At 33.4% G+C, this 24710-nt stretch carries 30 protein-coding genes; 2 read left to right on the forward strand and 28 right to left on the reverse strand.

Annotated features, from left to right (window positions below; translation table 11 throughout):
* The 12 genes from J7M77_RS03960 to J7M77_RS04015 form a co-directional block, all read right to left on the reverse strand.
* A partial coding sequence (locus J7M77_RS03960; protein WP_296876216.1) for a hypothetical protein occupies positions 1-385 on the reverse strand: 385 nt, incomplete at its 3' end.
* Positions 386-605: 220 nt separating this feature from the next.
* Positions 606-1625 carry a sensor histidine kinase KdpD gene (locus J7M77_RS03965; RefSeq protein ID WP_296876218.1) on the reverse strand — a complete coding sequence of 340 codons (1020 nt, stop codon included), beginning with the start codon at positions 1623-1625 and terminating at the stop codon, positions 606-608.
* A complete protein-coding gene (locus J7M77_RS03970; RefSeq protein ID WP_296876219.1) occupies positions 1610-2281 on the reverse strand; it encodes a response regulator transcription factor in 672 nt (223 codons plus the stop codon). The genes J7M77_RS03965 and J7M77_RS03970 overlap by 16 nt, the downstream gene beginning before the upstream one ends.
* 45 nt (positions 2282-2326) lie before the next feature.
* Positions 2327-2764 (reverse strand): GNAT family N-acetyltransferase, encoded by a 438-nt coding sequence (locus J7M77_RS03975; protein WP_296876221.1) that lies wholly within the window; start codon positions 2762-2764, stop codon positions 2327-2329.
* A 38-nt stretch (positions 2765-2802) separates the two neighbouring features.
* Entirely contained in the window at positions 2803-4365 is a 1563-nt protein-coding gene (locus J7M77_RS03980) for an AAA family ATPase (protein WP_296876223.1), read from the reverse strand.
* A gap of 875 nt (positions 4366-5240) precedes the next feature.
* Positions 5241-6881 (reverse strand): zincin-like metallopeptidase domain-containing protein, encoded by a 1641-nt coding sequence (locus J7M77_RS03985; RefSeq protein ID WP_296876225.1) that lies wholly within the window; start codon positions 6879-6881, stop codon positions 5241-5243.
* Between the two features lie 35 nt (positions 6882-6916).
* The gene (locus tag J7M77_RS03990) at positions 6917-8524 is read right to left on the reverse strand and encodes a type IV secretory system conjugative DNA transfer family protein (RefSeq protein ID WP_296876227.1); all 1608 of its coding nucleotides are present in this window, start codon (positions 8522-8524) and stop codon (positions 6917-6919) included.
* Between the two features lie 2 nt (positions 8525-8526).
* Positions 8527-9618: a MobA/MobL family protein gene (locus tag J7M77_RS03995; RefSeq protein WP_296876229.1), complete on the reverse strand. Its 1092-nt coding sequence runs from the start codon at positions 9616-9618 to the stop codon at positions 8527-8529.
* A gap of 137 nt (positions 9619-9755) precedes the next feature.
* On the reverse strand, positions 9756-10136 hold the full coding sequence (locus tag J7M77_RS04000) for a hypothetical protein (protein ID WP_296876231.1): 381 nt from the start codon (positions 10134-10136) through the stop codon (positions 9756-9758).
* Between the two features lie 56 nt (positions 10137-10192).
* Positions 10193-10426: a hypothetical protein gene (locus J7M77_RS04005; RefSeq protein WP_296876233.1), complete on the reverse strand. Its 234-nt coding sequence runs from the start codon at positions 10424-10426 to the stop codon at positions 10193-10195.
* A gap of 7 nt (positions 10427-10433) precedes the next feature.
* Positions 10434-10778, reverse strand: a complete 345-nt coding sequence (locus tag J7M77_RS04010; RefSeq protein WP_296876235.1) for a hypothetical protein — start codon at positions 10776-10778, stop codon at positions 10434-10436.
* A gap of 22 nt (positions 10779-10800) precedes the next feature.
* Entirely contained in the window at positions 10801-11559 is a 759-nt protein-coding gene (locus J7M77_RS04015) for a hypothetical protein (protein ID WP_296876237.1), read from the reverse strand.
* A 414-nt stretch (positions 11560-11973) separates the two neighbouring features.
* Between J7M77_RS04015 and J7M77_RS04020 the strand changes: the two genes are divergently transcribed.
* The gene (locus J7M77_RS04020; RefSeq protein ID WP_296876239.1) at positions 11974-12150 is read left to right on the forward strand and encodes a hypothetical protein; all 177 of its coding nucleotides are present in this window, start codon (positions 11974-11976) and stop codon (positions 12148-12150) included.
* Between the two features lie 1248 nt (positions 12151-13398).
* Here the strand turns inward: J7M77_RS04020 and J7M77_RS04025 are convergent.
* The 12 genes from J7M77_RS04025 to J7M77_RS04080 all read right to left on the reverse strand — a co-directional run bounded on the left by J7M77_RS04025 (position 13399) and on the right by J7M77_RS04080 (position 22168).
* Positions 13399-14877: a phage/plasmid primase, P4 family gene (locus J7M77_RS04025; RefSeq protein WP_296876240.1), complete on the reverse strand. Its 1479-nt coding sequence runs from the start codon at positions 14875-14877 to the stop codon at positions 13399-13401.
* Positions 14878-15274: 397 nt separating this feature from the next.
* On the reverse strand, positions 15275-15622 hold the full coding sequence (locus J7M77_RS04030) for a hypothetical protein (protein ID WP_296876242.1): 348 nt from the start codon (positions 15620-15622) through the stop codon (positions 15275-15277).
* 139 nt (positions 15623-15761) lie between these two features.
* A complete protein-coding gene (locus J7M77_RS04035) occupies positions 15762-16034 on the reverse strand; it encodes a hypothetical protein (RefSeq protein WP_296876244.1) in 273 nt (90 codons plus the stop codon).
* A 134-nt stretch (positions 16035-16168) separates the two neighbouring features.
* Positions 16169-16375 (reverse strand): hypothetical protein, encoded by a 207-nt coding sequence (locus tag J7M77_RS04040; RefSeq protein WP_296876245.1) that lies wholly within the window; start codon positions 16373-16375, stop codon positions 16169-16171.
* Between the two features lie 261 nt (positions 16376-16636).
* Positions 16637-16846 carry a hypothetical protein gene (locus tag J7M77_RS04045; RefSeq protein ID WP_296876247.1) on the reverse strand — a complete coding sequence of 70 codons (210 nt, stop codon included), beginning with the start codon at positions 16844-16846 and terminating at the stop codon, positions 16637-16639.
* Between the two features lie 138 nt (positions 16847-16984).
* The gene (locus J7M77_RS04050; protein WP_296876249.1) at positions 16985-17167 is read right to left on the reverse strand and encodes a hypothetical protein; all 183 of its coding nucleotides are present in this window, start codon (positions 17165-17167) and stop codon (positions 16985-16987) included.
* Positions 17168-17457: 290 nt separating this feature from the next.
* Positions 17458-18552 carry an IS200/IS605 family element RNA-guided endonuclease TnpB gene (gene tnpB, locus J7M77_RS04055; RefSeq protein WP_296876251.1) on the reverse strand — a complete coding sequence of 365 codons (1095 nt, stop codon included), beginning with the start codon at positions 18550-18552 and terminating at the stop codon, positions 17458-17460.
* 246 nt (positions 18553-18798) lie between these two features.
* Positions 18799-19329, reverse strand: coding sequence for a Panacea domain-containing protein (locus tag J7M77_RS04060; protein WP_296876253.1), 531 nt, complete (start codon positions 19327-19329; stop codon positions 18799-18801).
* 18 nt (positions 19330-19347) lie between these two features.
* Entirely contained in the window at positions 19348-19701 is a 354-nt protein-coding gene (locus tag J7M77_RS04065; protein ID WP_296876255.1) for a type II toxin-antitoxin system RnlB family antitoxin, read from the reverse strand.
* A 381-nt stretch (positions 19702-20082) separates the two neighbouring features.
* A complete protein-coding gene (locus J7M77_RS04070) occupies positions 20083-20757 on the reverse strand; it encodes a hypothetical protein (RefSeq protein ID WP_296876257.1) in 675 nt (224 codons plus the stop codon).
* 157 nt (positions 20758-20914) lie between these two features.
* The gene (locus J7M77_RS04075) at positions 20915-21613 is read right to left on the reverse strand and encodes a CAP domain-containing protein (protein WP_296876259.1); all 699 of its coding nucleotides are present in this window, start codon (positions 21611-21613) and stop codon (positions 20915-20917) included.
* A 105-nt stretch (positions 21614-21718) separates the two neighbouring features.
* Positions 21719-22168 carry a hypothetical protein gene (locus J7M77_RS04080; RefSeq protein ID WP_296876261.1) on the reverse strand — a complete coding sequence of 150 codons (450 nt, stop codon included), beginning with the start codon at positions 22166-22168 and terminating at the stop codon, positions 21719-21721.
* Positions 22169-22311: 143 nt separating this feature from the next.
* Here J7M77_RS04080 and J7M77_RS04085 point away from each other — a divergent pair, with 143 nt between their 5' ends.
* Positions 22312-22527 (forward strand): helix-turn-helix transcriptional regulator, encoded by a 216-nt coding sequence (locus tag J7M77_RS04085; protein ID WP_296876263.1) that lies wholly within the window; start codon positions 22312-22314, stop codon positions 22525-22527.
* On the opposite strand, the gene J7M77_RS04090 is transcribed toward J7M77_RS04085, so the two are convergent.
* From J7M77_RS04090 to J7M77_RS04105, 4 genes are read right to left on the reverse strand one after another with little or no spacing between them, the layout of a single operon-like run.
* Entirely contained in the window at positions 22517-22882 is a 366-nt protein-coding gene (locus tag J7M77_RS04090) for a hypothetical protein (RefSeq protein ID WP_296876265.1), read from the reverse strand. The two genes, J7M77_RS04085 and J7M77_RS04090, sit on opposite strands and share 11 nt — an antisense overlap.
* A 23-nt stretch (positions 22883-22905) precedes the next feature.
* Positions 22906-23133 carry a hypothetical protein gene (locus J7M77_RS04095; RefSeq protein WP_296876267.1) on the reverse strand — a complete coding sequence of 76 codons (228 nt, stop codon included), beginning with the start codon at positions 23131-23133 and terminating at the stop codon, positions 22906-22908.
* A gap of 1 nt (position 23134) precedes the next feature.
* Positions 23135-23488 (reverse strand): hypothetical protein, encoded by a 354-nt coding sequence (locus J7M77_RS04100; protein ID WP_296876269.1) that lies wholly within the window; start codon positions 23486-23488, stop codon positions 23135-23137.
* 1 nt (position 23489) lies between these two features.
* Positions 23490-24668, reverse strand: a complete 1179-nt coding sequence (locus tag J7M77_RS04105; protein WP_296876270.1) for a tyrosine-type recombinase/integrase — start codon at positions 24666-24668, stop codon at positions 23490-23492.
* Between the last annotated feature and the right edge of the window lie 42 nt (positions 24669-24710).

Here is a 24710-nt window from a genome sequence, read left to right on the forward strand (position 1 = left end):
CCTGACTAACCGCTATTTCACCAGGATTAGGAAACTTTCCTTTAATGATCGTTTCAGTATTAACTAAATCACTTAAATTATTTTCTACCCTGACAACTAAAAAATTTTGTCCATAGTTAGCTAACCCTTCTTGACTAATTGCTGCTACCTGATCATTATGCTTCTTTAAAAACCGATAATTTTCTTGACTTACTGAACGATTATAATAAATCCAATGACCATTAGTATCTAACACTTTTCGACTATCGGCTTTAAAATAAAGCGGAATCAAAATTGCCATTGAAAGCAACAGAACAAAAATAATTGTTGCCATAAAAATCGTTGCTTTACTGTCTTGTTTATTATGCTTTAATTCATGACAAGCTAATTTCATATTAATATTCATCTAATCACCTTCCCTATCTATATCATAGCAAGTGATTCTTACTAGTTAGTGACTTTAATAAAAATAATTAATGATTTTTTATTTATTGATACAAAAAGGAACGTTTATTCACGCTCCCGTTTCATCTTGATAACATAAGTTTCATTCTTGTTACTATTATAACTTTTTAGCTTGCAATGTATATTTCAATAATCTAAGTAATGATAATATTAAAAATGATTTAATATTTTTGTTTAGCGAATATTTTCGGTAACGTAATAATAAATAAAGCCCCATGATCATTTATAGCTTCAATCGTTCCATGATGAGCATTAATTATTTCTTTAGCCAAAGCTAAACCAATCCCAAAACCGCGAGTATTTTTACTGCTGAAAAAACGATCAAATAAATGTTGCAGATCTTCCTGACTAAAACCACCTCCATGATCATGAAAATAGATTTTTAAATATGATGGTTTATCTTCTAAGTAAATATCAATTGTATCATTAGGATTGATTTCAATACAGTTTTTTAAAATATTTTCAATTGCTTCTGATAACCAGACAAAATCACATCTTAGCTTTTGCTTAGTATCATTAAAATTAATTTTAACGTTATTTTGTAATAATAATGGTGTTAAAATATTTTCAACATTATCAATCAGTTCATATAAATAATAATCTTTAAAATCAAAATCAATAGTATTTGCTTCTAATTTAGCTAAGCGTAATAAGACTTCTAAAAGCTGATTGATCTTTTGAGTCTGATCATAAATATTTTCAATTTTTTGTTTTTGACTTAATGATAATTTTGTTTCTAGTAATAGTTCTTCATTTATTTGCATTGAAGTTATTGGTGTTTTAATTTGATGACTAATATCTTCAATATAATCTTTTAGTTTTACTTTTTCTTGATTAATTTTTTCTAACAGCTTAAAAAAACGTTCATTTAATAAATATAATTTATGCGATAAAACACTTAACTTACTTTCACCATCGATTATTTGAATATGCCCGATTCGATTTTCAATGATCTTCTCACTACATTCAATCAAATAATCTAACTGCCTGTTTAACTTAGTTTCACTGTTTTTTAAAATAACATAAATTACCAGACTATCAATCAACATCAAACCAAGTAAAATATATTTACTTTCCGGTATTGAAAGACATGTTAGTAAAGCAATTAGATCACTACTTACCATAACGCTCATTAGTATTTTTAAATGCATACTATTAGCTTTCATTATTCCTTGTTCCATCGATAACCAATCCCCCTAATTGTTTCAATATAAGCTTTTCCCTGATAAACTCCTAATTTTTCTCTTAACCTTTTAATATGGACTGATAAAGTATTATCTTCGATAAAATTACCTGTTTTTGATTCAATAAAATCTAATAACTGGTTTCTAGTTATCACTCTGCCTTTGGCACTAACAAGCAAAAATAAAATTTGATAACCAATTGCACTAAGAATTATTTCTTGATTATTTTTATAAACTTTATAGTTTAATAAATCTATTTGCAAATCACCACTAGTAATTATCTTATCATCACTTACTCTTCTTAAAATACAATTAATTCTGGCATATAGTTCTTTAATACTAAATGGTTTACAAATATAATCATCACCACCAGCATTCAATCCCGCCACAATAGTTTCCTCATCGTTATAAGCGGTTAAAAAGATAATTGGAATTGAATATTTTGCTCTTAATTCCTTACATAGTGTTATCCCATTACCATCAGGTAAATTAATATCTAAAATAATCAAAACAATCTCTTGTTTTTCTAAAATTGCTATAGCTTCTTTTACTGATTTGCTTTGAAAAACAGTATAATTTTTAAGCTGTAATGCTTCTGTTAAAGAACTTAAGATCATTTTGTCATCTTCAATTAATAAAATCGTTTTTTCCATTATTAAACACCCCATTTTATTTAGTATAACAAAAAAAACATCACTCTAGATGTTCTTTTTGATAAAACTATACCCTTTTTTCACATATCCTTGTTTTAAATAAAACTCATGAGCCTGTAATCGTTGTAATCCACTATTTAAAGTAATCGTAGTAATTTGATTTTTATTTGCATATAGTTCTACTGCATTCATTAATTTAGTACCAATTTTACGTCCCTGATATTTTGATGAAACCGCCAAAGCAATCACTCGTAAAATGGCTCCTTCAATTTCTAAAGCGTAAGCTTTTTCAAAAGCTACAAAACCAGCAACCTGATCATTATTATAAGCAACCAAAAGATGATAATTTTCACTTTGTAACATCATTGTAAGCCGCTGGCAAAATGAATTATAGTTTAGATTTTGATAACCTAACTCATTTTTAAACAACAAATAAATAGCTTCGTAGTTATCTTTTAAACATTCACTAATTACTACATCCATAACTTTCTCCCTTAATCTAAAATAATAGATGTTTTTTACTACTTTTTAATTATTTCTATTTTGCATTGATGCTGTTTTGTTTGAGGATTATATGTGATACCAACAATCAACAAATTATCTTGATATTTTTCCAGTGATTTTGGATATTTCTTTTCTTTAATTTGGGTCAATGCTGTTTCAACTGTTTCATCCCATTTGAGTTCTACAATCATCGCGGGTTTATCATGATATGGTATAAAAACGATATCTGCAAATCCTTTGCCACTTGGCATTTCTCTGATTATTGTATAATGATTTCTGGCACATATATAAGCAATAGATAATGTATATGATAAAGCATTTTCGTTGTTATAAGTTAGAATAAACGTATCTAAATGAGCCTCTTCAATATATCTGGCAACTGTTTCTTCGTCCTGATCCCACATCGCTTCCAATAGTTTTTGACTGTTTGTTATTGCTTTGGTTGTTTCTTTCCAATCAGAGTATCTAATGGAATTGACAAAAGAATCAACGACTTCATTGTTTGGAATGTAGCAGACCTGATTTATTGAATCATATCCCAAATATCCAAGATGTATCAGCAATGTTAGTACATCATCTTCTGATTTTAAAGTTGTCATATCATTTTGGAATGATGATGTTTGCACAGGAACAGTTTCCCCAGCCAATAATTTTATGATATCGTCTTTAAGATTATCAAAATTCATATCAATATAAATTTGCAACGCTTCATAAGTTTCAGTAGATGTCCAATAATTACCGAATTTTTTTCGTGTAATAGATGAAACGACTGAGCGTGGAGAAAATGTTGATAAATCATGAGTAATGTGATAACCATCATACCATTCTTTCATTTCTTTGTAACTGACATCATATTTTAAACATAGATTTTCTACCTCATTTTCAGTAAATCCCATAAACTCAGCTAGTAGCCCAGGGTCAATCATTGATATTTCTTCAAACATATTTAAAGCACTATGGGTTCCATACTTTTTGATTGGAAGAATACCTGTCATATAGGCAAGTTCAACATAAGGCTTATCTTTTAATAGGTTTCTTAAAAAATCAAGATAATTTTTTTGAGCATCTTTATCGTTTTTATATTCTCTAAAGATACAATCCCATTCATCTATAATGAAAATGAATCGTATTCCTGTTTCAGCATAAATATCTTCTATAATTTGAATAAGGTCAGATGAATCTATAAAATCTACATCTGAAAAAATTTTGCTGATTTCTCTAAAAAGAAGTTTAGCAAGCAGTGAAATCATCTTTTCAATATTATGCGTTTTACTTAAAAAATCCTGCATATTCAAATGAAAGACATTATGATTGTTTAGATGAACTTTATATTGTTCAGTTTGACTTATTTTTAAATTATCAAATATTTTTGATGAATTACACCCTTTAGAATAATAGGCAGCAAGCATATTGGCATCAGTTGATTTACCGAAACGTCTAGGTCTAGATACACAAATTTTATTATCAGCAGTATTAATCAGTTGATTTGTATATTGGATGAGTAATGATTTATCCACATATATTTTATTATTAAGAGCCTGTTGAAAACTGTCGTTTCTTGGATTTAAATAGATTCCCATAAAATCACCTACTTTCACGCTTAATTATATCATTTACAAAGTAAAATATCAGTAAAAATATGTACAACTCTGTTTTGCTTTTTGTTTCTTTTTTCACTCATTAATATCATCTACTTTCTATTTTATAAGTAGATGATATTGATTATCAAAAGGAATTATAACGATAGTTTAATAAAAGTAAAAAACTACGAAAATAATTTCCGTAGTTTTTAATATCATATTAAGCTTAAAATTAATCTTGTACGTATGGTAATATCTTATATGTTTTTTTAAGAACAAATCATTAAATTTTGACCAATCACATATCTATCTTACTTTTATTATATTGATTAGATATAGTATATTTATCATGTGCCACCACTTTGCCACCAACTATCACAAATGGCAAAGTACTGTTAATTTGCTCAACTTTTATTTTACTTTAATCACCAAACAGTTATTTATTACACCAAAATAGTACAATAATTCACTGTTTTTTTCAATATATTTTGGAAAAAAAAGGGACAATTTTATTTAAAAAAATAAGTGGCTACCCAAGCTGGTAACCACTTTTATCGGCTTTTTCCTTTTGAAATTACATGCACTTTTTTAGCACTTTCACTCTTTCCAAACAGTTCTGCAAAGCTCTTGTTTTCATCCTTAAACTTCATTCTAATGTCCATTTCGGTATGATGCATTTCATCATTTACAAGATATGTCTGCCCATGACATGTTATTATCAGTTCATCCTTAGCTCTGTCTATCTTGAAGTCAGCTCCAAATTTCAAATCAAAATACTGAATCCATTCATCAAAGGTTTCCTGTACCGTCCACTGTTCTATCTGAACCGGTACCTTTCTATGGGCAATATCATTATACTGGATGCTTATATTGCATCACTCACTGTTATAAGGAATCAGTCTGTCGATTATATCACTAATCTCTTTAGCGTGTCTTATTGATTCTATTTCACTGCCACAGTCCATGATGGAATTAGTGTTGAGCATTTTTATATCATTTTCTTCTGAGTTTGCAAGATTGTATTCTCTTACCATTTCCCTTATTCTGAATTTCTTTGATTCCAGTGACTGGCTGATTTCTTTCGCCTTTTCACAGCTTTCAAATGCTATAAAAAGGTCACCAGTTTCCATATCAATGACATTGTATGCCCTTGAACGGTCTTCAAATTCTACTGTCTGTAACGTATTTGCAAGTTCATCTATCTTTGATATATCCCCCTGAAAGAACAGACATATTGGCGGGTTTTCCATTTCTTTAAAATGTTCTGGATATTCTTTTGAAAGAATTGTTACACAATCAAAATCTTCAGATTTTTTAAAAAGTTCATGTTTCAGTCCTTCATCTATCTCTTCTTTGCGTTCCAGTGCTCTGTAAACTTCCTGCATATTCCCTTCATACTTTAAAGAGAGATATTTTAATACTTCTTCCATATTATTGACTGGCTCCTGTACATCTTTATCGTTCATTATTTTTGCCTCCCTTTCATCTGATTTACGTTTCATGATTTCTTTCAAATTTCCCTGTTCCTTTACAAAATCAACAATTTCATAAACATCTCTGAAGACTTCATTAAGTATCTTCTCACCGTCTTTTCCTTCGATGGCTTTAATCCAAGACTGGATATAGGCTTTATGGTTGCTGATGTGCTTCTCGGACATTTCCACTCCCAGCTCATTGCATAAAAAAACTGAGGACAGTTCAGCCTTCAGTTCTTCAATGGAGTATTCCTCAGTTTCACTCTTATTTGCCAGATTCCTGTCAAGTCGCTGATGATGTCCGGTTGAATGACAGCACTCATGTGCAAGTGTTGAAAGATATTCTTCTTCACTGGTAAATGTGTCCTTCAAAGGCATGACAATCATATCCCCTGCTGGACTGTAATATGCACTGTTTTCAGCCGAATGATAAAGTTCAATTTTCTGTGAGGTGAGATAGTTTTCAATAACTTCCTGTGCCACATCATAACGGTCGATGTTCAGGGTGTTTCTTTTAACGGGTTCAATGCCTTCAATTTGCATACCGTTGAATACAGTGTAGTTTCTGCATATCATGTCAAAATGCTTTTCATCAATATCAGTATTGGCAACTATTCTTTTCACTTCATCAAAACCAAAATAATTATTATATTTTCCTTTCCCGTTTTTAAGCGGTCTGCCGATAACATCATTTGCCTTTTTGAGAAGCTGTTCATAGTCATGCTTATCCATCTTATTTTTATGAAGTGCCATAAACCATTTCTCCACGGGATAACCATGTTCGCCCTTTCTGATATGTACAGGTCTTTCTTCAGTAGACATGTTTTTAACCTGTGCAAATGTAAACCATCTGTTGTCATCGTAATGCTTTGCACCTGTTACAAGCGAAAGATATATCTGATTTATTCCTCTGTATTCTATTTCGCTGGTATTGCGCTCATGTCTTAACAGTTTCCATCCCCGATGCCATATCCCGTCAGGTTCTTTCAGTGCTTCTAAAAATATATTTTTCAGTTCCTCTCTCGTTCGGCTCTGTTGCATATTTTATCTGCCTCCTTATAAAAATAGAGAACCGTTTACTGGTTCTCTATGCTTTTTAGATATTTCTTGTATTCCTTCATTTTCTCATAATGCTGTAGCCTGTCACAATAAACATCACCGTCAATCAGCACAAAGGCTGTATACGGCTTCATATTGTTCAGGTCGTTGACATTGATAAGTGGCTGGATATTTTCGCCAAGGCTTGTTGATTCCGATTTTGACGAACGGCTTCTCGTCTTCAGGTCGATGGTTGTCTGTCCTGTCAGCTTGATGAATTCCTCCTGCGACTTACTGCTGTCAACCGAGATATAGATTTTTATGGCAAAGTTGCTTACAATGGTTTCTGCTTTTTCCTTGCCGTACAGTGTTTCGAGCTGGCTGTAAATGCTCTGATAACAGCATATCAGTATCAGTCCCTTTTTACGGCATGTCGAGATGATTGTATCAAAGCTGTTGACATAGGCGCTTCCGCCTTCATCTATGAACATGCATATATCCTTTGACAGCCGATGATTCTTGTTCTTCTGGGCATTGAACAGTATCATCTGGAATACAGCCGTATAGAAAAGCGATGAAATATAATCATAGTTTCTTGATGATTCGTTTGTCTTTATCCACCAGCTTATCCTGCTGTCCTTCTCACCTATCCTGTCTAAAAGCATGCTGTCTTTCTCCATTATTCTTTTGACATTGGAGGTTAAGAACCTTGTGAAGTAAACAGAGAATGAACCACGCACACTTGCCAGAAAGTCCGATGTTTCCGAACCTTTTACCATTGCCTGTACGTTTTTCCATCTTTCAACGACGACTGATGCTGGAATTGAAGTATCAAGAACAACATGCGGGATGACACTGTTACCTTCCTTCTTCATGAGCTGAAGTTCAAGTTCCTCAAATTTCCTGTCAAGTTCCGACATACCGCTGTCATCCTTATCAGTAAAAAGAAGATTGAACAGCCTCGCTATTTCAATGAAGTTGCGCTTTTCCCTGTATTCATCGAGATAGCACACAAGCAGTATCAGTGTCTTTGCAATCTCTCTTGTCGTGCTGTCAAAGAAATCATCTCCCTTGTCCTTTTTAGGAATGAGCGTCCCCAGCAGGGAGTCGATATAGTCATCGTCTATTTCCTCATCGAATGATACATGGGTGTCCTTAATCAGTCTGCCTTTTCTCGTTCTGATATAATAGAGCGGATTAAAACAGTCTCCCTCAAAATTGTAAAGGTCAAGCACTCTTACCCTGTAGCCGTGCGCTATATAATAGTCGTGCCATTTATTTTCGAGAACATCTCCGGTATCGTTGATAACCTTATCCAGTGTCATGTTGCGCTGAAGATTGGGCTCGATGATGCTGGTTGTCTTTCCCCCACCGCTTCCTGCAATAACCATGATAAAATTGTTCTTTGTCTTATTGACATCTGTACCCAAGGCTATGTTCTTTGTAATGACGATATTGTTATCATCTATACTGCTTCTGTATTTCCTTGCTTCATGTGTCTTGTGTATGCGTCCTGCTGTGAATTTGCTGTTTGGCTTGTTGCTGAAAAAAGTGCTGTAAATGAAAACGACTGCCATCATTATTAGCATGATGCCTAGCGTTGGATTTTCAGCAATAAAATCTATAATCTGTTTTATATCTTCCATGTCTATCTGCTCCTTGTTCTTCCTGATTCTTCCATTTCCGCCTGATGAGTGGAATGTACGCTTTTTGATATTTCTCTGATGGTTGCATTGCCAACACCGGATGCTGTACGCTTTGCTCTGTACCCTGATGCCCTGTTCTGAAAACTTTTATTCATAGCTTTACTGACTGCTTTTTCTTTTGACAGTGTTTCACCACCATTGTTGTAAATAAGTTCAGCATAAAGGTTGTGTCGCTGTTTTCTGGTTAGCGTTGCCCCATCGTTTCTTTCCTTCATGATGGCTTCATATATCTTTGCATCATCACCCAGATAGGCATATTTCTGCTTGAGGCTTTCAAGCTCATTGTAATGAAAACGACTGAGATGATAGGTATAGATTTTATCCACGTTCCTTTTTCTAAACGACTGATGCTCAACGTTGGCTTCATGCCCCAGCTCCTTCAACTTTCTGTTTTGCAGGAGTACCATGTTTTCTCTCAGCTCCCTGATTTTCTTGGGACTCAATTTTTTATCATCCAGCTCACTAAAATAGATGAATTTTCCTGTCTTTTCATCACGATACGTTTTTGACAGCCACTCTTTTTTTTCAGCATCATATCTATTTGCCATGACGACAAAATGCATGTGAAAGTTATCATTGATGTTCTTTCCTTCATCAGATTCGCCAGAACTGATATGAAGTGCATAGTGAACGATATAGTCCTTGAAGTTGTCTCTAAAATAATCATTCAGGTCTTCTTCTAAAAGCTTGGCTGTAGCCTCCCTGTCAATATTTCCATCTCTATCTTTCATAACCAGATTATTGGAAAGGTTCATGATGCAGTCCCTTGATATAAGTGCATCAAATCTTTTGTTGGCTTCGCACTGTTCAATCGAGGCACAAAGCTTTTCTATATCCTTGAATTCCTCTGGTGTTCCTTCAGGCATGACTGTTTCAGCAAGAATCAGGTCATCCTTTTTTTCCTTCTTCCATGAAAAGCTGTATGTCACGTTTTCGGTCAAATCCTTATAGTCTTCTCTGTCAATATAGGCGCATTTTGCAGTTGTCTGAAAATGATGCCTGTTTTCCATGATAAAACTTAATTCCAAATCCATATCACTTCCTTTTTATGGTTGGGCTGGTTGGGAGCGGATGCAGGTTCACCCTGCTGATCCATGCATCTGCGGGTATTCGTTAGAATACGATTATGAGCTTAGCTTTCCAACCCGTTATCTTTATCATCATTTGTTCTTCATTTAAAATCAGCATCTTCAATAGCTTTAAGTATTCTGAACATGATTTTCTGACACTCCGGTGTTAAATCGTTCGTTCCCTTTTCAATAATCTGTGAATAGTTTTCTAAAAGATTGAGTTCAAAAATTTTTTTAATCACCAGTGCACCAACGTTGCATTTGCACTGTTTTTCAAAATTAAGCTGTTGCAGTTTTTCCAGTTTCCTGATTTCTTTTTCTTTTAACTTGTTCTTTACATCGCTGGCATTAATCCTTTTAAGGACATCAATCAGCTTTTTCATTTCGTCTTCCTGATAATAGTTCATCAGGAATTTAATATCCGATTCCTTTAGACCTCCTGTATTTTTAAGTAGTCTTCTCTCAAAATCAGTCAGCTTCACTTCAGGACATCACCTCCTTTTGCATAAAAACTTTTCAACAAAAAAAGCAGAACTGGTTAATGTTCTGCCCAGAAATACACGTAGATGATGCCGTCTACCTTTTGAATATAATATGGTTCTTCAGTGAAAAATGAATCACATTCAATTATCTGGCTGTCTTTAATGTTAAAATTCTTTTGAATATAATTTTCAATTTCCTTCTTGAAATCTGGCTTTTTTTCACATAATGAATCAATGCCATCAGAAAAAATTACTTTCTGATTTTGGTTTTTTGTTGTTTTATTTTTCATATTTTTGTTATTCTCCTTTACAGTTATTTTTATTTTCTTTTAGATATTTTTCGAAACAGAAATTGTATAATTCGAGCACATTCTGCTTTTCTTTTTCTTCAAATCCAAAAATATTTTTGAAACAATTAAAATAATTCTCTCTTTCCTTTTTAAGAACGAAGCCGTATTTAGCCTCGTTCTTCTTGAAAGATTTAGCGATTTCATCCATAACGTGACGGTATAAATCTATCTGTTGATTGCACTTTTTTTCAGCTACCATTAATCTAATATCGTAATTCAAATCATTTAAATATTCTGCTTTTTCTGTTTCTTCTAAAACATCAAAATATAAATTCTTTACTTTTCCAGACATTTGTCTATCCCCTTTCTTTTTTTTAAAATTCAATGTCATAATCATCTTCAATGTTTGAATCGTCAAACTCAAACTCTTCCGAGAATTCTGAAAAATCAACTTCGCCTTCTGCCTGTTCTTCCACTTGCACCTGGTATCTCTCTTGGGCAGGTAACTCAGTCTGTTCTGCTTCAGTTTTGAATTGATATTCTTCGACTTTGACATTACTGCTTTTAATTCTTTTTGACATGTCAATTAATTCTCCAACTAATACCTGAGCAATTTTCATTGGCAAAATTACTGTTTCAAAATCATCTTCAGGCGAATATCCTCTGGTGATAAACAGTGTATTCATTTCGTCAATCAGCAATCTGTTCCCTGATTTTTTAATGTTTCTAACGTTTCTAATAATTGATTCTCTTTGCTTCCCGGTTGCATCGTTAACATCTTTAGTGGTATCATTTTCTACAAAATCGTAGCTTTCAGTTATTTCAGTACAGCTTGAAATTTGAGGTAAATTCATTACTGATTGCTGATGCTTCAAGCGAAGAATATATCTGCTTCCGGTAGCAATATCTTCAACAGTTATCTTGCTTTGTTGCTTAGAAATTTCAAGATTGAGATTAACTCCTAGCTGTCGCATTGTTTCAGCAATTTGAATAAGCGAATCCTTTAATTCCTGCTCCTTTGATTTGGATTTTGATTCCTCCTGAACGGCTGATTCATCTGATGTGCTGTGTGCTAAGCATTTGACTGCTAAGCGCGTTTTTTCTTCAATTGTTAAATGTTTTTCTTTAGACATAAGCATGTCTCCTTTCTACCAATTTGACATTTAAAACCATGAAACATTGCATGAAATGCGTTCTGTCCTAATGTCAACTATAATGTTACGGTTTGGCATTGTGGATTATAGCGATGGTGTAGAACTGCCTTTTTCGGCACAAAAAAAGGAAAGTGCTCAGTGCATTTTCCTTCCAAATATTCTACTTTCATCATATCATAATTATATCATATTTTTCTGTTTTGCTCAATGCATGGCTCCACTACGCATTCTATTTTTTCACTTGCATTAGATGGTCAATGCTATAGTTTAATTGATATTTTCTCCATTCTATGATACATTTTTAATGAACAAGGCATTACATGATTTGCTGTCAGTTTCATAATCATCATGCTGTAAGAATATTGTTAACAGAGAAGATGGAGGTGAGGAAAAATGAATTATGTTCAGCCAACTCGCAGTGCTTTCATCATTCCTCATGGAGCAAAGCTGAAAAGAAAAAATGAGTCTGAGGCATTAAGAAGACAGATGGATTCCCTAAGAAAATGCCTGAACAAAGAGAAATCTTCAGACAGTAAAAGAGTCTATGAAGTAGAGCTAGCAGATGAGTAGAATAGAAAATATTATTAAGTGCGGTAGCAGAAACAGACGAAGACTTGAGAGATTTAGGTCTTCGTTTTAATATGAAAGCTTATAGAGAAATATTCCTTTTATTGCTTCGCAGTTGGTTATAATTTTAAAAAGCTATAGATACCGCTTTTTAAAATGAGCAGGACAGCTTAGAGTTTAGAGAGTCTGTCATAGCTGTATGATATATATTTGCAGGTTGACAGTTCATAGAAAAATTAGGTGTTTCCTGACTAAAAGCTATAGGTATCGCTTTTAAGAGTTAGCTAGAGTTAGTTAGAGTTAGCTAGAATCAGTTTCATTATTTAGTGCTTCTATTAGAGCAGTGAGAAGAATATTTATAGATAGACAATTTATAGGAGATTAAAATATTTCTTGTCTAAAAAGCTGTAGGTGTAGCTTTTTAGGAATGTCTAAATCATCTAAAACTTGCCTGACGGCTGTATGCAATGTATCTGTTTTCTCTTAACATCCAGTGCCAAGCTAAAACTGTTTTTCTAAAATCCTGTATCTGATGATATGTGCTTCATAGCGATCGACACTGAACCAGTAACTGTTATTTAGAATAATACTCTGCTGTTACGCAACACTTTGTTATAATCTGCAACTCATTGTGTAGCCCCACCCAGCGTATCAACCTTTAGAAAAATGTTTAGCCTCCTGCCTCCTAAAGGCAGGTCTAACACCAAAGGCAACAAAAGCAACATAAATTTTAAAACTATTTATTTTTTTAAAAGACATATTATTTATAAAATTTTTTTTTAATAAATGTTGCCTTTGTTGCCTTCATCTCAAACCTGCTACTAATTTTACCTAAATCCTATATAATTCACTAGAATTGCTGACTATTCCTAAAATATAATACTGCTCAATGCTAAACCTGTCTAAACTCTCTTGGCAACGGACGGCTACAAAGACAACAGAACTGAGCTATGCTGACTTCTGTTCCAAGAAAAATTACTATTTTGCATGTTCCATACTCATGAGAGCATAAATGCTCTGTCTAAAATGTTGCCTTTCTTATCCTAAAACTGCAACTTTGTTGCTCTCTAAAACGCTGGGCTGACCTTGTCCTCTCTAAAGACAAGGTTCTCTCGACTCTCTAAAAATCTCTATCCCCTCACCTGAACAGTTAAATCTGCACATGACTAAATGTGCTATATATCTAATGCTGTAAGCTCTAAATAAAAAGGCACTACCATTTGGTAATACCTTACTGATGATGCTCATATTTTATAATTTTCTAATTTTAAAGTCTCTGATACGTTTACGGCATTCCCTGCCGTCCACCTTGCCATGGTCTATTGCAACTCCGTGTTCCTCCAACGCTTTATAGAATTCTCTGTTTGAACATACTTCGATTTTCTCTGCCTTGCAAAATTCCTTATATCTATTATATATAGAAGTTCCATTTTCAACAGCATCATCCATAGGAATAAGATGCTCAGCAATGAAATTTCCCACATAATCATTCATGCTGTAATATGTACTTGTATCCTGCTCGATAGAGCTTGGCTTTTTCAAGCCTTCGCTTTCATACATTTCCAATCCCTTCAGCATCCAGTTGAAGATGCCTGACACATTATCTTCTTCCTGTAAACGTTTCTTCAATGTATGGTCCTGTTCTTCCTCGCTGAAATGTCTATTAAAGGTAATGACCACCAGCTTGTTTCCTTTCACGAGGCTTTCATCATAAAATCTTGGCAAATAATTCGTATGCATGATTATTTTGCATTCAGGCATGAATTCAAATTCATGTCCATAAAGCTTTCTGGCAGTTACCGTATCTTCTCCTACAAGCTGTTTAATCAGTGCACAGTTGAGCACCATGTTTTTGGGTGGTTCGCTTATGAACACAGCTCTGACTCCTTTTAATCTTGCAATATCTTCAGATGGGCCTCGGCTGTACATTTTCTTCTGTGCTATCATATCTGGCTGTGAATTTGATGAGTACCCTTTGTTTCTCCCCAAAACATAGCTTACAGTTTCAGTCATGGTACTCTTTCCGTTTCTGGTTGTTTCCCCGTAAAAGATATACATTTGCCCCTGAACGGTTGAACCCGTTAAACAGTAACCAAACAATTTCTGCAAATATTCTACCTTTGACTGGTCTTCATCCATAACCTCATTTAAAAACTTATTCCAGTCATCGCTGACAGCATCTTCTTTATAGACAACAGGAGTGATTTTTGTAATCAAATCCTCACTTCTGTGCTTTCTAAACACTTTGTTCCTGATGTCGTATGTACCGTTTTGACAGTTAATGAGATTTTTATCCTTATCAAAATCTTCATAGCACACGCTTATGCGATGTGCAACATCCTTTAAAAGCTTTGCTCTATTTCCAAATTTGCCTAAATTATTTATTGCTTTAATATAACTTTCCACCGCATAATATTTTGCCTTAAAATTATGACCCCCTTTTTTCTGTGTAACGCTATCCAAATGATTACTATACATTTTAATTGCATCACAGAAATAATCTGCCTGACTTTGAGCAAAGACGCTGCAATTGTCAGCTTCCCAGTATTTCCCGTTGAAATACCAGAATTGCTTATCATCTGCATTATATACAAGAATATCCCTGATGCATAAGCTGAACCATTTGGTAACATCTAACTCCCTTTTATCCTCTCCGCTGTTATATGGGTCTAATTCCTTGATTTTTTCATAATATTCCTGAGTTCTGTTTAATTTTGATTTTTGGCTCATATTCCAAATCTCCTTATTGATATTTTCAGTAAAATTAGTAAAATGAAAGCAGAGATAGCAATATTACTGATAGATACGTGAAAATAATTTAATCATGCTATTTCTTGCCGGTACTCAGCGCCAATTGAATACCGGCTTTTTCTCTGCTTCATCATGATATGACTGTCGATTTTTAAACTTTTATATATGATATACTGTGAATTATGCTATTCTAGCGACATGACATATCATTATGTAACAAACATATTCAAAAAACTTCTTATCATCTGTTATCAGTTACCACGGCTCCTTTTGTGAATTTTTTGATGTCAAATAAATTTATTTTTCATCATCTTAAACAATACGGATTGGCATTCCTGTATATAGGGATGGTGTAATCACCTCATCTAACGACCTATTAATCTTTAAAGCTAATCATTAATTTTCCGTCTTCATAGCATTCAATACTGACATTAATTTTCAGCACCCTGCTTACAAAGTGACAGCTCTGTTTTGTGTGGATCAGCAGATAAAGATAACCTGTTAGCTCTTCTCTAAAATCAGCGTTATGCCTTAATGCGTAATAAATCTCATCAGTCATAACAATATTGCTTCTGTTCATGGTTCGGTAGACATATCTGCCTAGTGACTTTTCTTTAATCTCACTGACTGAACAGCACTGAAAATACACATCTCCAACTTCATCCTTGAATACTGATACCCTTTCATCAGCAATACTTACAAAGAAATCTTCTCCTCTTTGCATGAGGTTTCCTCCTTCCTTTTAAATTAACAGCAAGAACAGAGAAGCATATATGAAAATGCCTTCTGTTCAACTGTCAAGTCCAATGGTACGAATTGGCAAAAGAGTCTATAGCGGTCGTGTAAAAATGATATTATTTTTTTTACACACTATTTTTCACTGCCTCCTCCAGTTTCTTTTTTGCCTTTGCTTTATCTGCCAAATATCTTTCATGACGTTTTTGCTTTCTAATTTCATCAAGTTCTGCTAACCAAATATCCATCTTTGTAAAATTGATTCGGCATCCTCCGGCACTTACATAGATACCCCATTTTTCTGTTTCTTCTTTAAAATAATATCTAACTCCGTCGTAGACCTGTTCCATTGGATAATCTCCATCTTCAAAAAATAAATAACCTTTTAATCTGCTTTCCATGTTTATTTCCTCCTGTTAATTTGATTTTGATTTTTTGCTCACTCATACGTGTTTCGCAAATTTATACATGTTGAAAACACCCTGCTCAAAATTAGAGTCGGGGACACTATCAAATTATCAGGATTTTGTCAAATCTATAGTTTTGGTGTCAGAGCATAAAAAAAAGAACACTCCTTTTTGAAGTGTTCTGGAAACATATTTTTTATCACAATCGAAAAGATTAGGTTTTTAGAAGACGCACCAAAGATTGGCTGAATCCCTGCAATATTGACTGTAGTGAACACCATCAAGATTGCCATCAAAACATTTGCAATTCTGTTGAAAATACTTTTGATTTTCATTAAGTCGTTTTTTCTCCTTTCTAACAGATAAAACAAAAAAGGCCTTTTTTAAAATAAAAGGACTGATGTGGTATTTTGAATTACCTGTTGTAATAAAATTTATAACAGGATAAGAAAAGGAAGCGGAATTTTTCCTCCACTTCCTTGTACTAATCCCATTATACCAAAATTCTATCTTAAAAGTCCGTTCAGTTCAAGACATGGCGCATCAAACTGAAAAAAATTTTTTCTTTCTAAAAATTGAGGATTATATCGATGAAATTAACGCATCTTATTGTATTTTTTGTACAACTTTTCTAGGTTATAATCATTGATTTCTGCGACATATACCTCGTTTCCACATTCAACGCATTTAGCGACCTTGCCTATATAGGAATATGTTTTTCCTTTGATAATTCCTTCCATTCGTTCTGTTGCAATACTGTAATCTACATCTTTGCGACATTCTTCGCAGAATACCTTGTTTTTCATTCACTTCTCTACTCCTCTCGCTTTTTACCATCATATTTGTTCCTATGACCATATTGTAATTGATTTTCTCGTTCCAATATGGATTTGCCTGTTACAGCGGGACAGTAAAATATCCCAGTTAATATATTCGAATCAAAATTATTGTTTTCTAAAATCTTCAATGTCTCGAACTTTTGTACCAATTAATGAATTCTTTTTGTCATCTGGGTGATAGAAATCCCAGTCTCCGATTTTCTTTGCTGTGTTTTTTCCAATACTTCTGAATATTTCGAATTCTTCGTCTACTTTAAAGATGTTTTTAAAGATGTCTTTCTTTGTCATAATCTTATCCTTTCTGGTATAGATTCGCCTGTTATAGCAAGATTGCAAATTATCCAAAATTATCTAAATTTGTTCTTCGGCTCTAATATAATAAATAAACCCATGAAGATTATCTAAAACATGTCCAACGAATTCAATGTTCTCTGCAGACATTTATAGCACCCCCACGTGACATGCTCCCACACCTATGCTTAGCATTGAGGTGGGGACTTCTCGCTCAAGTACCCTATTGAGAACAGTATCAACGAGCTATCCCCGTGTGTCCCACGGTTTTGTATGTTTGGTTGAGGTTATGCGAGAATTATACGCATACCTTCATTTCTTATGTTTGTAGCAGCATTAGTATCTCTGTCATGATGCGTCCCACATTGCGGACAATCCCATTCCCTGACAGATAGATTCTTTGTAACAGGATTTCTGTATCCACAGACTGAACATGTCTGACTGCTTGCAAAGAATCTATCCACCTTGACAAGAGACTTGCCCATGCCTTCAAGCTTGTACTTTAGGAACGTGACAAACATCCCCCATCCATTATCTGATACAGACTTGCCGAAATTAAGATTTTGCGACATTACCTTCATATCCAGGTCTTCTATGCATACGCAGTCATAGGCATTGGCTATCTGTCTTGACTGTTTATGCAGAAAATCCTTTCTCTGATTGGCAACTTTCTCATGTAATTTAGCAACCTTGATACGCTGTCTGTCACGATTTTTAGAGCCTTTCTGCATAAGTGAGAGTCTGCGCTGTTCACGTTTCAGACGCTGTTCAGCCTGTCTGTAATAGCGAGGATATTGAGGCTCATTACCATTGCTGTCTCTGTACAGCTCATGCATAGAATAGTCCAGTCCCAGAAAAGTCTGAGGATTTATCATCTGTACTTGGATTTCGTACTCAAATAATATGCTCGCATAATACTTTCCAGATGGTGTCTGTGAAACAGTGACAGATTTGAGTCTGTAATCTGATGGTATATCCCTGTGCTGTCTGATTTTGATTTCACCAGCTTTAGGCAGCTTTATATATCCGTTTTCGAGCCTGATATTTCCGTTTATACAGTTGGTTGTATAGCTTCTGTGAGGGGATTTTTTTGATTTGAATTTTGGAAATCCCACTTTAGGTGAACGAAAGAAATGATTGTAGGCACTCTGAAGATTTATTTGAGCGTTTGACAAAGCAAGACTATCTACTTCATTGAGCCACTCAAATTCTTTTTTATACTGTGCAGGTGTAATATTCAGTTTTTGTCCAGTTTTCTCATAATGCATGATTTTATCAGCAAGCATACGGTTATAGATAAACCTTACACAGCCAAATGTTTTGGTAAAAAGTATCTGCTGTTGAGGATTTGGATATATCCTGAATTTATATGCCTTGTTCAATGTTCATCACCCTTTCGCTAAATTTTAGTGTTATATATATTTATTGCTTTACCAACAGTGAGATTCAATTCATCCCCCACTTATAGAAGAAGGGGAATTCTTGCTATATTATGTTAAATGAAATATTACCTATAAATTTCAAAAATATCCTATTATGTCTCCGTTTGTTACCAATGAAACTTGCTCTCAATTTTCTATTTCTGTCCTTTCAAAACATTTTGTTTCTCATACAGAATATCTCGTTCACTACAAAGTGATTTCATACGCTCCAACTGTTGAATGCCATTTTATTTTATCGTTATCAATTACATTTTTCTCACCACTTTTGTAGACAGATTTCCAGCATTGTTCTTTTCTCGATATATCAATTAAAACAAAATCATTTGTATTAAGGATTTTATCAATCAAATAATCAATATATTCAATGACAAAATTATCAACATTTTTGAACCTTTGAAAATTGATTTTGTCATACTCTTCTTTGGTTAAATTTTTGAACCATGCATATACGTCTTTGTCCACAGGACCATAGAACCATGCTTCAAAAGATGCATCAAACAAATCTTCGTCATAGCCAAATTCCATCTCGACCATCTCTTCTAAAGTGTCACCTGAGGTGTCTGTCAAATGCTGACTTCTTATCTTTCCTCCCCAATAAGCATATAAGAAATATAATGATTTTTGAAGTTTGATAGGCGTTATCTTTTCACAGTTAAATTTTTCTTTGTATCTGGTCATTAAATATTGAACCAAATCCCATTTGTTTAATATAGCCATGTTTGTTCTCCTAAACAGTTATTGCAGTATCATTCTTTTTTGTGATTCGGTTAACATAGAATTGGAAACTATTTCTTCTTTTTCCTTTAGATATTTATTAGCAAGATTTATATAATATGTATCAGGAACAACATATTTGTGATTTTCTGACTTTATTTTACCTGATTCATTAACATCAAATTCTATAAATCTGTTTTTATCTATTCCGGATTTTAAAGCTAAATCAACGAGAACTCTTTTTGATTGGTTTGAAGAAGAGTCAAATGTTAATTGTTTTAGATACTTGCTTAATAAAATTTCATAATCAAGCACTGTAACTAATGCAACATAATTTGAATCATTTTTTATATGATTAACATATAATTTTTCCATTGTTAATATCCCCTTTACACTTATCGTTTAATGTGAGTTCCAAACATAGCTTCACCACCAAAAAATAGTGCTTTACTAATACCGACTCACCTCCTTCAGTTCACTACCATAACAAATAGTGTTATACTTACACCTCAAAATTAGTTATAGTCATATCGTAATTGAATTGCTTCTTTCTGATATGGATTTGCCTGTTACAGCAGGACTGTGAACTGTCCTGATTAAGACTTTATATCTTAACTGACTATATTATAGCAGTTGTTATCTATTTATATAGTCATGGTGTAATTCATTCTAAAAAATTATATATATTCTATAAAAATAAATAAAGGATTCAAACACTTTGTTTAAATCCTTTCTGTTCTACTATTGATTAAAATTTTATTTTGTTAAATTGTCTTCGATAAATTGTCCTAATTTTTCTTTGATTTGCGCTCTTGTTGCACCATTTAAGTTCTGGATTTCCTTAGCAGCATTTTCATAGTAATTATCATCTACATTGTTAAATTGATATGTTTCTATAATTGTATTCCCTTCTGAATCTTTTGATTCAACTGTGATTGTTGTATCCTCAAAAGTAACAGTTTCACCGTTTTCTTTAGAAGTAAAAATTTTCTTTCCGTCTTGTTCGTTTAGTTCGTATTCTTCATCAATATCAGCTATAAGAGGGTCAAGAGAAATACAACCAGACTCGTTTTTTTCAAGTTTATACTTATCTAAAAAATTCGAGTATTTTTCTCCTCCGCTGTCTACCTGTTCGTATTCTTCTTCTAGAGTACACCCATATTTTCCTGTTATGAAAATTGAGTATCCAGAATAATCATTACAACTAGTTCTAACAGTGTCATAACCAATGTACCCTTCTTCTGTTTCTCCAACTGAATAAAAATTAATTTTTTCCCCAGACTCGTTTGTTTGCAATATATGATTATATTGTTCATACTCGGACAACGTTTTCTCGATTTCGCTCTCGCTGCTGCATCCACTCAGCGTAAATACCATGGCCGCTGCCATAAATAAAGAAGTTAATTTTACTATTGTTTTTTTCATTTTCATAATAATAAGTCCCCTTTCAATTAATTTGTAGGTAGATATTTCCTCTATCCTTGGCTATATTCTAACATTAAATGTGTGAAATCTATAGCTTTCGTGTAAAAATAATGAATGATCCATTATCGTTTTTTTTATATATGTTGTTAATATCTCATACCTCTTATACCTTGTATGAGAACAGTGCTACCCAGTAGTTTCCACATCTTGCTATAGCTACTTTTGTACACCATTTTGAAATCATAACTTCTCTATGAGTTGGTGAATTTAACCATGCAGTGTATGCATCGTATGTTCCTGTTGAGCCAAAGTGGAGAATTTCTCCTGTAACTCTGTAAGCAATACTTGTCCCTTGAGTTCCATCCGGTCTTGTATGTGAGAAGTTTGTGGTAATTTCCTTGGCTCTTGTTTTTACTGCACTTTCCAAATCTGAATCCCATGTAAGCGGGTCCTGACCTGCTCTTGCTCTTTCCTGATTGAAGTATGTTACCATTTCTCTTACAAGATGAGGCTGGCTGTTTACACTGCTGTTTTCTACTATGACTATTTCTTCCTGTTTTCCGGTATTTGGATTTGTAACTGTCTTTTTCGTAGTCGTTGAATTAGCTGGTGCTTTTTTTACTGTTACACTGCATTCAGCCGACACTCCATTGGCCTCTGCTTTGACAGTTGCTGTTCCAGCCTTTTTCCCCGTTACTTTTCCCTGTCCATCGATTGTAGCAATGCTTTCATCCGATGAAGAGAATGTTATATTGCTGTCTTTTCCCACGACAGTTGCCTGAATGACAAAATTTTCTTCAACATAGATTGTTTCTTCAGATTTATCAAATGTAATCGTAGGAGATACAATCTTGACATTCAATTCCTTTTCAGATTTATTTTTGGAAGCATCTTCAGCTTTGACTGTTGCTTTATAATCTCCTTCTTTGGTGTAATCGACTTTATCATCTTTAAATGTTAAAGTGACTTACTGTAAATCTGTTGCATTGAACTGGCTTAATATTTCCGATACTTTTGCTTCATCCGGATTGCAGTCTCTGGTAATCTGGATTTCTTCTACTGACTTATCAAACTCAGGCTTTGTTGTATCCTTGACCGTGACCTTAACTTTATGCGTTTCATCTTCATATTTTAAAGTGACTGTATGTGTTCCAAGTGATGCATATTCCTTATCGTTTTTCTTTTCATCGGATGACACCTTGATTTTGGATATTACATCTTTATCAGTTTTATCTTTATCAACGTAATCTTCAGCTTTCAATGATATGCTTTCACCGTATTCCAAAGTATATGTTTCTTTTGCTAAAACTATCTTATCTCTAGTTAGTACAAATATAATCGAGCCTATTACGATAAATGAAATCAAACATACTATAATACTTATAAATATTTTTTTATTTTTAAAGATTTTTTTCATAATCACCCTTCCCTATATCTTTCATCTCTCTATAGATAAATTTTACATTACCTAAAAATATTTTTCAATGTTAATCCGTCATTTTCTGACCGATTTTGATTATAGAAGATTTTAAAATATATAATCTAAATAGGTGATGATACATGAAATTAAAGCGTATTTCAGATTTAAGAACAGATGCAGATTTAAGCTGTGCATCTCTGGCACGTAAAATTGGTGTTACCGATAGAACTATGCTAAGGTATGAAAAAGGTGAAACTGATATACCTACAGAAGTTCTAATTGATGTTGCTGATTATTTCAATGTATCAATAGATTATCTTTTGGAAAGAACCAATAACAAGGAAATCAACCAGTAGGATTAATTCCTGCTTTTTTTATTTCCAAATTATTTATTGCGATGTAAAATTCTCGCAATAAAATTTCGATATATATCAAACTTTCAGAAATCAGCATAGAATAATCCTGTATATTAATATTTTCACACGCATTCTTATCTTCTAAAATAAATACATGTTCCTTTAACGATGCTGTTAAATTTATTAAGCGATTAATTTCGTCTAAAACATTTCGCTTATTCTTGACAGTATTTTCCAGTAAATCATTTTGTATTTGTGTTATGGAATGCATCATATCTTCATTAACAGCATCCTCCTTTAACAGTTCTAAATATCCGATAATATCGTTGATTTTTTCTCTTTGAACATATACCATTGCTCGTTCCTCCTTTGTCATAATTATGTTTCATTATCTAAACAATGCAAATCATTTGAGAGTCTAACTAACTCTTTATAAATGGAATCTAAATTTATAGAAATTGCATATATATACTTTTCGACTCTAAAATCAATTTGTGAATATGCTCCATTCAATACAGTTATCTGTTCTTTAATAGAATCTACCATATATGATAAATTATCTATTTTATTGATGATGTCCAGCCTGCTTTTTATTTGATTGTCCATTTTATTCTGTCACCTCACTTTTTACATCAGTATCTTCGCTTAATCCTTTTAATATTTCAGCAATATGTAATAACATAGTTGTCTGATACCAGTCCATCTTAATCCCGCATTCAATATACTGATTCAATGTATCGCAGTATTTATTGATTAGTTTTTTAAGATTTTTATAAGTCTTTGGATTGCCATAAACAATTATACTTTTATCGAGCAGTTTACTTATAAAATATTCCTGTTTGTTCATTTCAGTTAAACTTATCAGTTCATCCAGCCATTCAAATTCTTCATCGCTGACTCTAAAACAAACACAGTTTTTACGCTTTCTGCCGTTTCTTTCTCCATATCCGTAAAAAGGCATGCTAGTTCACCTCCTTTCTTAATTCATCAAGTCTTTTGATTATCTTGTCTTCACTGCCATCAAGAAGTTCGGCATACATATAAGTTACTGTCTGTTCTTTATGTCCGGTTCTTCTGGCAATTTCTACAACATTGAATCCTAAAGAAAATAAAAGTGAAATATGCGAATGTCGCAAGCCGTGCAATTTCATATATGGCAGATTTGTCTTTTTCCATATTGATCGCCAGTGATTTTGTACTGTTTTCTTATGAATGGGAAAAACAAAATCTTCGTCTTTCAAATTATATAGTCTTCTGATATAGTCCTGCATTTCTTCAGCGTATGATTTAATCATTTTAATTCTTCGTGGCTCGCCATTTTTCGGCGTAGTTATCGTATCTCTAAATTCAAGATTATCATTTTCATTCCAGTACGCTTCCTTACCAGAAGCATTACCTCTGATATAAAGATAGTTATTTTCAAAATCAAAATCTTTTTTTCTCAATGCAAGTGCCTCTCCTATTCTAACTCCGTTCCAAAACAGTGTCTCAAACAGGTGATAGTCCACATCATCATCCATAGCAGCTTCCGCAAACTCCTGATACTGCTTAGCATTCCACCACTTGCTGTTAATAAAATCGACCTTGCTGATATGATTGTTATTATCAAAGTTTCCTGCAATATTGGCGGGGTTCTTTTTAAGACCATAGAACTTAACAGCAAAGTTGAAAATAGCGCTCAATTGCCCATGTATCTTTTTTAAATATGCCAGAGATAGATACTGATTTCCTCTGGATGATTTCTTACATGCAAGTTCCTCGTGCCAGTGAACAATATCAATCGCTTTAATATCATGAATATTGCGATTTTCAAAATATGGTAAAATATGCAATTTATATATTTCTACTTTTCCCTGTAAACTGCTTCCTTTTATTTTGCAGATATTCTTGCTGGTTTTTGGACACAGATATTCAATATATCTTTCATATAATTCACGAAAAGTTATATCAGTCGAGTTTTCCACCTTGCTTAAAAAGTGTTTTTCCCATGCTACTGCTTCTTTTTTCTGTGAAAAACCTCGCTTATGCTTTTTGCATGTCTTGCCGGATAAATCTTTATATCGAAGATATACCTGCCACTGTACAACTTCTTTATAGCCGTTTGATGTTTTCACCTTTTTCATATATTTGCTAACAGACATAATCATTCACTCCTTTTGAACGATTTTCATCTACATACATAC

Origin of the sequence: Thomasclavelia sp. (assembly GCF_017889095.1) — a bacterium.
Lineage (GTDB): Bacteria > Bacillota_I > Bacilli_A > Erysipelotrichales > Coprobacillaceae > Thomasclavelia.